14 protein-coding genes and 1 riboswitch are annotated in these 12,812 nt (G+C 36.1%); of the genes, 6 read left to right on the top strand and 8 right to left on the bottom strand.

Annotated elements, in window-relative coordinates; genetic code table 11:
- Window positions 1-9 precede the first annotated feature (9 nt).
- Complete coding sequence (gene gcvT / locus FW780_RS16990) at window positions 10-1,086, top strand: glycine cleavage system aminomethyltransferase GcvT (RefSeq protein WP_149834858.1); 1,077 nt, start codon at window positions 10-12, stop codon at window positions 1,084-1,086.
- A gap of 58 nt (window positions 1,087-1,144) precedes the next feature.
- Here gcvT and FW780_RS16985 read toward each other — a convergent pair whose 3' ends face one another.
- The gene (locus tag FW780_RS16985; RefSeq protein WP_149834857.1) at window positions 1,145-1,333 is read right to left on the bottom strand and encodes a hypothetical protein; all 189 of its coding nucleotides are present in this window, start codon (window positions 1,331-1,333) and stop codon (window positions 1,145-1,147) included.
- A 141-nt stretch (window positions 1,334-1,474) separates the two neighbouring features.
- On the bottom strand, window positions 1,475-1,831 hold the full coding sequence (locus FW780_RS16980) for an arsenate reductase family protein (RefSeq protein ID WP_149834856.1): 357 nt from the start codon (window positions 1,829-1,831) through the stop codon (window positions 1,475-1,477).
- A 121-nt stretch (window positions 1,832-1,952) separates the two neighbouring features.
- Here FW780_RS16980 and FW780_RS16975 point away from each other — a divergent pair, with 121 nt between their 5' ends.
- From FW780_RS16975 to FW780_RS16955, 5 genes are all read left to right on the top strand, one after another.
- Entirely contained in the window at window positions 1,953-2,420 is a 468-nt protein-coding gene (locus FW780_RS16975) for an acyl-CoA thioesterase (protein ID WP_047423514.1), read from the top strand.
- A gap of 75 nt (window positions 2,421-2,495) precedes the next feature.
- Window positions 2,496-3,332, top strand: coding sequence for a GLPGLI family protein (locus tag FW780_RS16970; protein WP_149834855.1), 837 nt, complete (start codon window positions 2,496-2,498; stop codon window positions 3,330-3,332).
- Window positions 3,333-3,442: 110 nt separating this feature from the next.
- Window positions 3,443-3,510: riboswitch (Fluoride riboswitch) on the top strand.
- Between the two features lie 31 nt (window positions 3,511-3,541).
- Window positions 3,542-4,849, top strand: coding sequence for a voltage-gated chloride channel family protein (locus FW780_RS16965; protein WP_174774469.1), 1,308 nt, complete (start codon window positions 3,542-3,544; stop codon window positions 4,847-4,849).
- Between the two features lie 174 nt (window positions 4,850-5,023).
- A complete protein-coding gene (locus FW780_RS16960; RefSeq protein WP_149834854.1) occupies window positions 5,024-5,899 on the top strand; it encodes a LysR family transcriptional regulator in 876 nt (291 codons plus the stop codon).
- A 177-nt stretch (window positions 5,900-6,076) separates the two neighbouring features.
- On the top strand, window positions 6,077-7,012 hold the full coding sequence (locus tag FW780_RS16955) for a YeiH family protein (protein WP_149834853.1): 936 nt from the start codon (window positions 6,077-6,079) through the stop codon (window positions 7,010-7,012).
- Window positions 7,013-7,450: 438 nt separating this feature from the next.
- Here FW780_RS16955 and FW780_RS16945 read toward each other — a convergent pair whose 3' ends face one another.
- From FW780_RS16945 to ubiE, 6 genes are all read right to left on the bottom strand, one after another.
- Window positions 7,451-8,692 carry an MFS transporter gene (locus tag FW780_RS16945; protein WP_149834851.1) on the bottom strand — a complete coding sequence of 414 codons (1,242 nt, stop codon included), beginning with the start codon at window positions 8,690-8,692 and terminating at the stop codon, window positions 7,451-7,453.
- A 73-nt stretch (window positions 8,693-8,765) separates the two neighbouring features.
- A complete protein-coding gene (gene rny / locus FW780_RS16940) occupies window positions 8,766-10,334 on the bottom strand; it encodes a ribonuclease Y (RefSeq protein WP_149834850.1) in 1,569 nt (522 codons plus the stop codon).
- Window positions 10,335-10,562: 228 nt separating this feature from the next.
- Window positions 10,563-10,850, bottom strand: a complete 288-nt coding sequence (locus tag FW780_RS16935; RefSeq protein ID WP_149834849.1) for a cell division protein ZapA — start codon at window positions 10,848-10,850, stop codon at window positions 10,563-10,565.
- Window positions 10,850-11,152: a hypothetical protein gene (locus tag FW780_RS16930; protein WP_047423523.1), complete on the bottom strand. Its 303-nt coding sequence runs from the start codon at window positions 11,150-11,152 to the stop codon at window positions 10,850-10,852. The genes FW780_RS16935 and FW780_RS16930 overlap by 1 nt, the downstream gene beginning before the upstream one ends.
- Window positions 11,153-11,291: 139 nt before the next feature.
- The gene (gene porT / locus FW780_RS16925; protein WP_149834848.1) at window positions 11,292-12,074 is read right to left on the bottom strand and encodes a type IX secretion/gliding motility protein PorT/SprT; all 783 of its coding nucleotides are present in this window, start codon (window positions 12,072-12,074) and stop codon (window positions 11,292-11,294) included.
- Window positions 12,075-12,077: 3 nt separating this feature from the next.
- Window positions 12,078-12,809 carry a bifunctional demethylmenaquinone methyltransferase/2-methoxy-6-polyprenyl-1,4-benzoquinol methylase UbiE gene (gene ubiE, locus FW780_RS16920; RefSeq protein WP_149834847.1) on the bottom strand — a complete coding sequence of 244 codons (732 nt, stop codon included), beginning with the start codon at window positions 12,807-12,809 and terminating at the stop codon, window positions 12,078-12,080.
- Between the last annotated feature and the right edge of the window lie 3 nt (window positions 12,810-12,812).

Raw genomic sequence — 12,812 nt, 5'->3', positions numbered from 1 at the left:
AAATTAAATATGAAGAAAACAGCCTTGTACGACAAACATGTTTCTTTGGGAGCTAAGATCGTACCTTTCGCAGGTTTTGAAATGCCTGTTCAATATTCAGGGGTTACAGAAGAACATTTTGCAGTAAGAGAAAAAGCGGGATTATTTGATGTTTCCCACATGGGACAGTTTTTCATCGAAGGGCCGGGTTCAAAAGACCTTTTACAGTTTGTAACGACTAATAATGTAGATGCTCTGGAAAATGGAAAAGCTCAGTATTCTTGCCTTCCAAACGAAAACGGCGGGATTGTAGATGACCTTATCGTTTACAAAATGGAAGATGACAAATATTTCGTGGTTGTAAATGCATCTAATATTGACAAAGACTGGAATCATATTTCAAAATACAATACTTTCGGGGCTAAAATGACCAATGCATCTGATGAGATGTCATTATTGGCAGTTCAGGGGCCTAAAGCGACTGAAATCCTTCAAAAGCTTACAGAGGTAAATCTTTCAGAAATCCCTTATTACCACTTCACTGTAGGAAGTGTTGCTGGAGAAAATAATGTGATTATTTCAAACACAGGATACACAGGAAGTGGAGGTTTTGAGATTTATTTCAATAACGAAAGTGCAGAAAAACTTTGGGATGCAGTAATGGAAGCCGGTAAAGAAGAAGGAATTATTCCTTGTGGATTAGCTTCCAGAGATACTTTAAGACTAGAAAAAGGATTCTGCCTATACGGAAATGACATTGATGATACTACTTCTCCAATTGAAGCTGGTTTAGGATGGATCACTAAGTTTGATAAAGATTTTGTTTCTAAAGATACTTTCGCAAAACAGAAAGAAGAAGGAATTACAAGAAAATTAGTTGGTTTTGAGCTTACAGACAAAGGAGTTCCAAGACATGATTATCCTGTAGTAGATGCTGAAGGAAATGTAATCGGAAAAGTAACTTCAGGAACGCAGTCTCCAATGAAGAAAATTGGTTTAGGTCTTGCGTATGTAGACAAGCCTCATTTCAAATTAGGTTCTGAGATCTTTATTCAGGTAAGAAATAAGAACATTCCTGCAAAAGTGGTAAAAGCTCCTTTTGTATAATTGGACAAAAATATTAAAAAGAGAAGAGGCTGTGATTTGCTCACAGCCTCTTTTTTGTTTAAAGACAGATACAGCAGATTTTTCTATCAGGAGAGCAGACATCACCTACTCCGGGAGTATTGGAAATCACTCCTCCTGCAGGCCCACATAATGTATTACAGTTAACCGGAAGGGTTTTACCTCCACCATTAATTTCCTTTAAAGCTGATCTGTTCAGTTTCTTTGTTTTTGAAAAGTTTGTTTTCATATTGTAAATTTTGGTGATTATAAATATAAACATAAATAGCAAAAACAACGCTACAAATCAAACACTTACAACTTAAAAAAATATCCGGCTCAATAACTAATTCATTATTAAACCGGACAGATCAACTATTTAAAGTTTTATTTATTCAGTTACGCCAAAGAACTTCTGTAATTCTTCAACGTTTTTTTTATCATTTCCTACAAAGATTTCTTTGTCTGTAATAAAAACAGGTCTTTTCAAAAAGGTATAATGATCCAGCAGTAATTCTTTAAAATCTTTTTCAGTCAGTGATTTTACATCCAGACCTCTTAATTTGATCTGAGTAGATTTTTTACTGAATAACGCTTCGTATGATTTTGTTTTTTTATGCATTTCAGCCAGCTCTTCTTTAGTGATTGGCTCTTTTTTGATTTCGCGAAGATCCCAGTCTGTAAGGTCAAATTGGGCTAAAATTTTTCTGCAGGTATCACATGTGTTGAGATAAAATACTTTCTTCATTACGGTTTCTAAATCTGTTATTTGTTAAAATTCTCTTTCATTGAAAGTTTCGTCTTTCAAAAGTAGGATTTAATCTAAAACTTTGGAAATTATTAAATAACTTTATTCAAATTTTATAAAGATGCAGAACAAGCCTATTACTTTTCAGTTTATTTCGGAGCCTTCAGATGTTAATTACGGAGGAAATGTACATGGAGGAAGTGTTATGAAATGGATTGACCAGGCCGGTTATGCATGTGCAACAACCTGGAGTGGTAATTATTCCGTGACAGTATATGTAGGGGGAATCCGTTTTTATGATCCTATCAAAATTGGTGAAGTGGTAAAAGTAGACGCTCAGGTGATCTACACCGGAACTTCGAGTATGCATATCGCCATCAATGTCTTTTCAAGAAACCTGAAACAACCGAATTTTGAGAAAAAGACCCATTGTATTATTGTTTTTGTTGCCGTAGATGAAAACGGTAAAAAGCTGCCCGTACCCAAGTGGACACCGGAAACTGAGGAAGAAAAACAGCAGGAAATATATGCAAAACGCCTGATGGAATTAAGAACACAGATTGAGGATGAGATGAAACCGTTTTTGTAAGTGCGGGTTTCGAGATGCTGGATTACGAGGTTTAAAGTTTTGAGCAACCAGTAACAAAAAACGACCAATCACCTTATGAGAAGTATTTTCACCTTAATAGCTTTGCTTGTTATGGCTTTGTGTCAGGCTCAGACCCATCGGTTTATTTATGAACTGCAATATAAGATGGATTCTACAGAGACCACTTATGAAAAATTGAATATGATATTGGACATTACCCCAAAAGAGGTAAAATTCTATGGTAGAAATCTAATAACAACAGATTCTTTAAACAAAAAATTCGGAATGAATACCAGTCATACCGATATGTCCGGGCAAGTAGTAAAAAGAAAAGTCAACTCTTTTGATAATGAAAATTTCATCAATATTAAAAATGGATATTATTCCTTTAAAACCACTGATAAAATAAACTGGATTATTTCTAATGAAACCAAAAAAGTAGAAAATTATACATTACAAAAAGCCACTACCCGATTCGGAGGAAGAGATTGGGCTGCCTGGTTCTGTAAAGATATTCCCTTTAATGAAGGTCCGTTTAAACTCCGCGGATTACCTGGTTTAATCTTTGAGCTGTCTGATACAAAGAATAATTTCATTTATCACCTTATCAAAAGTCAGGAACTCACACAAATCTATCCAACAAATGACTTTCTTGAATCTAATTTTGGGAATAAAGCTGTTCCCATTAATGAAAAGCAGAAGTATAAACTGATCATGGAATTTTACTACGATCCTTTTGCTTTTGAACGAAACAATTTCAGTAAATCTAATAACGATCTTAAAATTAATATCAATGGAAAAGAAATCCGGAATGTGGATGAGCTGAATACTCAAACTAAAAGCATGCAGGAAGTCATAAGAAAATACAACAATCCGCTTGAGATTAATAAAGCTGTTCATTATAAAGAATGAAATTTGAACACAAAAGCCACAAATATTTTCACAAATAGCACAAAACAATCTAAAATTCAATATAAGATTTGTATTTATTTTTTTGAAAAACAAATTCTTTTTATATTTGCACTATCAAAGGAAATGGTGTTCTTCCTTACCCAACCGCTTTACAAAAGCTGATGACGCCTGATTAAAAGATTATTAACAAATAACTAATCAGGATTATTATGTCAAAAAACCAAAGAACATTAGGTAAAAAAGCTGTTTTTCATACTCATTTTTTCTTCAGAAAATTTCCGGCTCTGCCTTATATTTTAAAGTGGCTTTGCATTAGTATAATTATTGGAGCTTTAGTAGGAACAGCTTCTGCTGGATTTCTGCAATCTTTAGAATGGGCAACGAATTTCAGAGAAAGTCATCTTTGGCTGATTGCTTTGCTTCCTGTAGCTGGATTTCTGATAGGACTTCTCTATTATTACTTTGGAAAAGATGTTGAGGCCGGAAATAACCTGCTGATTGATACCATTCATGAACCTAAAGGAATTATTCCCTTTAAAATGGCACCTTTTGTGTATCTCGGAACGATGGCAACCCATTTCTTCGGAGGGTCTGCAGGCCGTGAAGGAACAGCTCTTCAAATGGCAGGCGCTATTGCTGATCAACTTACCAAACCCTTTAAACTTGACAGAAATGAAAGAAAAATATTGATTATTTCTGCCATTGCTGCCGGATTTGGTTCTGTTTTCGGGACTCCACTGGCGGGTGCAGTGTTTGGTCTTGAGGTTTTTCTGATCGGAAGAATTCGTTATAATGCCATTTTTCCAGCATTCGCTTCTGCAATTTTGGCAGATTGGGCTACCAATCTCTGGAATGTAAAACATACTCATTATCATATTGATTTCATCCCGAAACTTGAGCTTTTACCAATTCTCTACAGTATTCTGGCAGGAATAGCCTTCGGAATCTGTGCTGCCGCTTTCAGTAAGATTATTCATTGGGCAGGATCTGTTTTCAAATCAAAAATTAAATATCCTCCCCTTCGTCCTGTAGCAGGCGGAATTATTATCGCCCTGGCTGTTTTTGCGATGGGTACTACCCGATATATCGGATTAGGAGTTCCTGTAATTGTAGAATCTTTTGAGAAACAGCTTCCTTTGTATGATTTTGCATTAAAAATGATTTTTACCATTGTAACACTTTCAGCAGGATTTAAAGGTGGTGAAGTTACTCCTTTGTTCTTCATCGGAGCTACTTTAGGCAGTGCTTTGTCACTATTTATTCCTTTGCCGTTCGGATTATTGGCAGGCATGGGATTTGTGGCAGTATTTGCCGGAGCAACCAATACTCCTTTAGCCTGTATGCTGATGGGAATTGAATTATTTGGGGCAGAAAGTGGTGTCTACGTGGCAATTGCCTGCGTTGTATCTTATCTTCTTTCAGGGCACAACAGTATTTATACCCAACAGAAAATCGGAGAAGCGAAAAACAAAAGATTTGAAAATCAGCAGGATAAGTCTGTTTCGGATTTTTTATAAGTTGTTTTGAGTTGCTTTTTGTTTCTAGTTGCTTGTTTCTAGTTGTTTTTGTTGATAGTTACTGGCTGCCTAACCTACTACTTTAACCTCTCGAATCCCGAAACCCGCATCCCGAAATACAAACTCACCAACTCCTCCTTCGCCGTTTCCAACTATAATTCGTAATTTTACCCCATGTTCGATTACAGATTAAAAGTTTTCCATACGGTGGCTTCCCGATTAAGTTTTACTAAAGCTTCGGAAGAACTTCACATTTCACAACCCGCTGTTACTAAACACATTAAAGAAATTGAAACTCAGATAGGCGCCAAGCTGTTTGATCGTAAAGGAACTTCTATCCAACTTACTCAAAGTGGAAAGATTCTGTATGAACATGCAGAAAAGATTAGAAATATCTACCGCGACATGGAATTTGAGATCAGCCAGATCAATCAGCAGCATAAAGGAAAACTGATTATCGGAGCCAGTACAACCGTTGCGCAGTATATTTTACCTGAAATTTTAGCGAAATTCAATACCTATTATAAAGATATTAAGATTGAGCTTCTCACGGGAAATACAGAGACTATTTCTGTTCTGTTAAAGGAAGAAAAGATTGATTTGGGAATTATTGAAGGAGAATCCCAGTCTTCTTATTTTGAATATAAGACTTTTAAACCTGATGAAATTGTTTTAGCAGCAAAATCAGATCACCCGCTGGCTCATAAAACGTTAAATCTAAAAGACCTCTATCATCTGGATCTCATCTTCAGAGAGCAGGGTTCCGGAACTCTTGAGTTTATACAAAACAGACTTAAAGAAAGAGAAATCAATATCCATGAATTGAATACCGTGATGCAGCTGGGAAGTAGTGAAAGTATCAAAAACTATCTTCTTCACTCGGATTGTATGGCATTTCTATCGATCAGTACCATCCTGAATGAACTGAAAAATAACGTTCTGACTGTTATTGATATTAAAAACTTCAGCATTGAAAGAGATTTCCATTTTATTTTGCCTAAAGGAGAGCAATCTGAACTCATTAAGCTTTTTCTGAGATTTGCAGAATAGGATATTTGATGTACAAAGTATTAATGTAAAAAGTATTAATGATTGACTGCTGCGGTTGATTATCCGAAATACATTTTACATTTAATTATAACTTTTAGTTATCCAATATAACAAAATACGATTTACTTTGTAATACTAAATTCCGGAATTTTGATGCAGATTTTAAAAGTTCGCATTATGAAAGATTTCATTCAAAATGAAATGACACGGAAAGTATTTTTTATTGTATTGGCAATTCTATGTCTTACCCCGCTTGTATCTTCACCAATAGCCCTTATTTTGGGGTTTGCCCTGGCTGTTTTTATTGGAAATCCTTTTGAGAAGCATCTTCATCATTATATTCATTTACTCCTGCAGATTTCAATTGTAGGTCTGGGATTCGGGATGAAACTGGACGAAGCTCTACATGCCGGAAAAACAGGTCTGATGTTAACCGTTGTGAGTATTGCTACAGTAATGGCATTAGGATATTTTCTTGGAAAAATATTTAAACTGGAAAGACCTTTATCATATCTTATTTCTGCAGGAACAGCCATTTGTGGAGGGAGTGCAATTGCCGCAGTATCTCCTATTATTAAACCAAGCACGAAACAAATTTCACTTGCATTGGCTATTGTTTTTACATTAAATTCTATTGCATTGTTTGTTTATCCTGCCATAGGACATCTGCTTAATCTTTCACAGGAACAGTTTGGGCTTTGGTGTGCAGTGGGAATTCATGACACAAGTTCTGTTGTGGGTGCAGCAAGTAAATATGGAGATGAGGCATTGAAAATAGCAACGACTGTAAAATTAGCCCGTGCCCTGTGGATCATACCGATTTCATTGATTACTATGTTCATTTTTAAAAGTAAAGATTCAAAAATAAAAATTCCGTGGTTCATCGGTTATTTTATTGTAGCTATCCTTTTGAACACGTACTTCCCGTTTCTTGACCGCTTCAGTACCTCTATAACTGTTCTAGCAAAATCCGGACTGAATCTGACCTTGTTTTTCATTGGTTCTACTCTTTCTCTTCAAACCCTGAAGTCGATTGGATTAAAACCTTTAGTTACAGCTATTCTCTTGTGGGTAACCATAAGTATTGGCAGCCTTCTTTATATTATCCATTAAAATGAGCAGAACCCTTTTGATATCAAAAGGGTTCTGCATATTAAATGTGGAAATGTTTATTTCGTATTGAAATAATTTCTTTTAGATTGCGGCATCACCACAAGTATAAACCTGTGGACAACCGATATACTGTACGCAATACCATGGTCCTGTTACTGATCCTGAGCAACTGCACCCACAAAGAGATAAATCAGGGTTACCACTTATTCCTCCTGCGATGTTTTTTAGATCTTGCTTTCTTAATTTTTTAGCGTTTTTCATAATGTTCATGAGATTTAGTTTGATTAAACAATATAGTTTTTAGTTACCTTCCAAAGTTAAACAAATATTAATTACACGCAACAAAAATCAGTATAAAATTAATAATTTATTGATTTTTAAGTGATTATTATATTCAAAATAAGGAATAGTACAGGATTATTATTTAAACAGTTTGAATTATTCTGTAAACTCTAAGTCTTTATCATGTGTTTCAGAAATGGTAAGTGAAGAATAAAATGCAAGTCCAAATACTACCACTCCTACTATAGCAGCACTTTCCACAACAGGAAAATGTTCTTTAAGGGAATCAAAAGCAAAAATCATAACCGGTACCAACCCTCTTACCATATTAGGAACCGTTGTTGTTGCCGTATTTCTGATATTGGTCCCGAACTGTTCTGCTGCCAGCGTCACAAACATAGCCCAATACCCTGTTCCGAAGCCAAGCCATACACAAAACAGATAATATTTTGTTTCTGTATTGGTATTACCAAACAACATGATGACGACCCCAATCAGGGTAAAAATCAGCATATAAAAAATGGCCATTTTACGGGATTTTAAAGCATGGGAAATAAAACCGCTCAATAGATCACCGACAGAAATCCCCACATAAGCCCACATAATCGCTTTTCCTGGGTTAATTTCCTTTATTCCTAATTCAGGAGCAAACTGATTGGCTAAAACAGCGAGAATTCCTATGCAATACCATGTAGGCAATCCTACGGCAATACATTTTAAATACCTTGTTAATCTGTCTTTATTGGTAAAAAAGGATAAAAAGTTACCTTTTGAAACATTTTTATGTTCAATATTCTTATAAATTCCGGATTCGGATACACTTATTCTCAGTACCAATAACATAATTCCCATGATCCCACCAATAATATAAGAGATATTCCATCCCCCGGCCAGTTCCACTGTAAGCTGAGCTACCACAGCTCCCATTAATCCAAAACCGGCTACAACTGAGGTTCCGATTGCCCTCAAACTCTTCGGCAGGCTTTCAGAAACCAGCGTAATTCCTGCTCCAAGCTCTCCGGCAAGGCCAATACCCGCAATAAACCTTAAACCGGCATATTGGTACAATAAATGTTCTTTTGGGAAATAAGGAAGAAAACCGCAGGCAATATTAGCCAAGGAATATACTAAAATAGACCCGAAGAGTACAGAAAGCCTGCCTTTTTTATCTCCGAAAATACCCCAGAAGACACCCCCGATAAGAAGTCCCACCATCTGACAGTTCAGAATAAAGGTTCCATCAGCATCCGGATTAAGCCCCAGTGCTTTTAAACTTGGTATTCTAACGATCCCAAATAAAAGGAGGTCATAAATATCTACAAAATAGCCTAAGGCGGAAATAATAACGGGAATAGAGAAAATATACTTCAGTTTTGAAGACATGGACAGTTCTTGCATTTTTAAGTTTTGATAAAAATAAAAAACCTTTCAATTTCTTGAAAGGTTTTTATCAAATATCTTTTTCTGATTATTATCTGGCTATATTCACAGCTCTTGTTTCTCTGATTACTGTTACTTTTACCTGTCCCGGATAAGTCAGTTCATTCTGAATTTTCTCTGAGATATCGTAAGAAAGCTGAGAAGCTACTTCGTCATTTACTTTTCCACTCTCTACCATTACTCTCAGTTCTCTACCCGCCTGGATTGCATAAGCACTCGATACTCCATCGAAACTTAATGCTGCTGATTCAAGGTCTTTCAATCTCTGGATATAAGATTCCAACACCTGTCTTCTTGCTCCCGGTCTTGCTCCTGAAATTGCATCGGCAACCTGAATGATCGGAGATAATAATGATTTCATTTCAATTTCGTCATGGTGCGCTCCAATAGCGTTTACTACCTCAGGGTTTTCACCATATTTCTCAGCCCACTGCATTCCTAACAAAGCGTGTGGTAATTCTGATTCCTGCTCAGGAACTTTACCGATATCGTGTAAAAGACCTGCTCTTTTTGCTAATTTTACGTTTAATCCTAATTCAGCAGCCATAGTTGCAGCGATGTTTGCAACTTCTCTTGAGTGCTGTAATAAGTTTTGTCCGTAAGAAGAACGGTATTTCATTCTACCTACGATTTTGATTAACTCAGGGTGTAATCCGTGGATTCCTAAATCAATGATGGTTCTCTTACCTACTTCAATGATTTCCTCCTCAATTTGCTTTCTGGTTTTTTCAACTACTTCTTCGATTCTTGCCGGGTGAATTCTACCATCGGTAACCAATCTGTGAAGGGATAGTCTTGCGATTTCTCTTCTTACCGGATCAAAACATGAAAGAAGGATCGCTTCCGGGGTATCATCAACGATGATTTCAACTCCTGTCACGGCTTCCAAAGCACGGATATTTCTACCCTCTCTACCGATAATTCTACCTTTTACTTCATCAGACTCAATGTTGAAAACAGATACTGAATTTTCAATAGCCTGTTCAGTTCCGATTCTCTGAATAGTCTGGATAACGATTTTTCTCGCTTCATTTTTGGCATTCATCTGAGCTTCTTCCATAATGCTCTGAACGTGTGCCTGTGCCCTTGTTTTAGCTTCAGCTCTCATGGTTTCTACCAATTCTGCTTTAGCTTCATCAGCGGTATAGTTAGATATTTTTTCAAGTATTTCTACTTTTTTAGCGGTAGCTGTATCTAATTCCTGCTGTTTTCTCTCAAGAATCTCGTTCTTCTTAGCGTAGTCTGCAATCTGCTTGTCTAAATCTTTTTCAAGTTTTCCGGTCTTGCTAAGTTCATCATTCAGCTTATGCTCCTTGTCTTTCGTTCTCTTTTCAACTTCCTGCATTTTCTTTTCACGGGACTGAATGTCTGCGTCATGCTGAGATTTCAGTTCCAGGAATTTTTCTTTTGCCTGAAGGTTTTTTTCTTTCTTTATGGATTCGGCTTGTACGTTAGCTTTTTCTATAAGGTTTTCGGCATTTTTTGTTGCATCATCTATGATAAATTTTGCCTTAGTATTCAATGAGCTTTTAGAGAAAAACATCCCTATGATTGCCCCAATAACTAAGCAAATAACGCCGGCTATAATGGCTGTTGTCATAATATATATTGAGTTTTAATTGTCTTCATATCCAAATAAAAAAGCCTACAATAATCCAGAGATTGAGAGTAAACTCCTAATCAACACGATTTGAACTGATTTCCATTGTCTGTAATCCGGAAATCCGGCACGCCATTCGATGGACATTTGTTCGGTAATTGTTTAGCGTTGAGTTTACCTTTAATGTGTTAGAATTATTGTAGGTAGTAATTTTTCAGGAAAAAAAATCTATTTCCCGACTTCATTCAACGACTGATTAATCTGAGCTAATCTCTCGTTGGTTGAATTAATATTTTTTTCGTAGTTAAGAGAAACTACTTCTGCATTGGTTCCCAGTTTAAGGGCACACATTGCCAAAGCATCCTGTTTATCTCTTACATCGAAGTTCTGTTCAAAATCTTTAATCATATTCTCGATCTGCTTCCCTACTTTACGCAAAGTTTCTTCCTCTGCTGCCGGTACGTTCAGCGGATACACTCTTCCTGCAATGTTGACGGTTATTCTCCTTATCTCCATTATAATCCACTGTTTTGAAGCTGAGCAATACAGAAATCAATTTCTTTCACCAATCTGTTGATATGGTTTTTCATTAATCTATTGTGTTCAGGATTTCCTGATATTGCTGAATAAAGTTTTATATTTTTTTGTTCTTCTGCTAATACCTGATTCTTTCTTCTTTCCTCATCATACTTCTTCTTCAACTCTTCATGCTCAATATTTAACTCTCTTAGATTTTCAGTAAGATTTTTATAGTTCTTTTGAAGAGTCAAAATTTTTCTCTCTAATTCTGAAAAATTGTTTTCTAAATCTTGAAGCATTTCAGGTTTGTATATTCTAACTAAAAGCAAAAATAAAAAAATAATAACACTAACAAAAATAAAACGCTCTATATTTTGATATACCCACAAAAAAGGAGGCGCTAATGCACCTCCTGTGTATTTTCAATGGAATATTTTTTTATTCAAATTTCAGAACAAACATTACGGCTCTTGTCTGTAATGTTGAAATTGCAGAAGCCCAGTAAGGAGGTGTAGTAGCGTTATCTGCCACTTTCTCGTTGTTCATGAAGAATGTTCCTCTAACGGCAGGAGTCAGTTTAAATTTGTTGAAATAAAACTGGATTCCCATTTCTGCAGACCATGCAAAGTTGTGTGTAGTTGATCTGTAGATCCCCTGCATGTTATCATCCGTAGAAGTTGCGTTAGACTGAAGGTTTACAACATAGTTCACCCCTGCTGCAACGTAAGGTCTTGAATTGTACCATCTTTGTCCGTGAAGCTCCAACATTACAGGAATGTCAATTAGCGTAGATTTAATTTCTCTTACTTTATCCTTTTCCTGTAACGGGAATGGCATAAAAGGAGGATTGGTCAAAGAACCACCTGCATAAATGTCATTGGATTGAGTATTAAAAGTCAACTGTCTTTGTGCAAACTGTAAACCTGGTTCTATCCTTACATCAAGATAATCATTCAGTCTCCATTTTGCAATAAGCCCGGCACCGAAGCTATAGCTTTCCTTAGATGTAACAAGGTTTTCATTATCATTCATCCCGTATTTCGGATGCAAAACAATGCGGTAATCCAGTCTGTTCCCGTTCAAATAAAACCCCCAACTGAATTTCTGCTCGTCGAAATCTTCCAACTTATCCATTCTGTTTCGGGTTCTGAATTGCGCGTTTGCAAAAACGGCAACATTTACTGAGGTTAAAACCAGTGCTTTTAATAGAAATTTATTCATAGGTTACTTTGTTGCTTTATAAATTGTGGCTATACCTAAACTTAATTTTTTATATTCTACTTTCTTAAATCCCGTATCTAAAAGAATTTGCTTCATCTTCTCCCCGAAAGGAAAAGCATTTACAGAATCCGGAAGGTATGTATACGCCCTATTATCCTTAGAAACCAATCTGCCAATGGCAGGCAATATATTTTTGAAATAAAACATATACAATGGCCCCATGAAACCCTCAACCTTTGAAAACTCCAGTATATAAACACTTTTGTTATCTTTAACTACTCTTCTTAATTCTGCTAAACCTTTGGTAAGGTTCTCAAAATTCCTTACTCCAAATGCAACGGAAACAGCATCAAATCTATTGTCCTCGAAAGGTAAATTTTCTGCATCTCCTTTTTGCATGGAAATTTTGCCGTCTAATTTAAGTTTTTTTATTTTAATAACGCCAACATTCAGCATTTGTTGTGATAAATCTAATCCAACTACTTTAGAACCGGTTCCTTTTTCAATGGTAATTGCCAGATCTCCCGTTCCTGTAGCCACATCCAGCACTTCCTGCGGATTATCATTTTTCATCCATTTTACCAGTTTATTTCTCCACAAAATATCAATTTTCATGGATAAAACACGGTTCAGAAGGTCATACTTCGGCGCAATATTGTCGAACATATCCTCTACCTGGCTTTTTTTTGTAGCCTCTGAATTGTAGGGAGTAACTTTGGTGATATCTTTTGTCAAAAT

This window comes from Chryseobacterium sediminis (genome assembly GCF_008386505.1).
Classification (GTDB): Bacteria; Bacteroidota; Bacteroidia; order Flavobacteriales; family Weeksellaceae; genus Chryseobacterium; species Chryseobacterium sediminis.
Note: the sequence above shows the minus strand (reverse complement) of the source record. Positions and strands in the feature narration are given on the sequence as shown.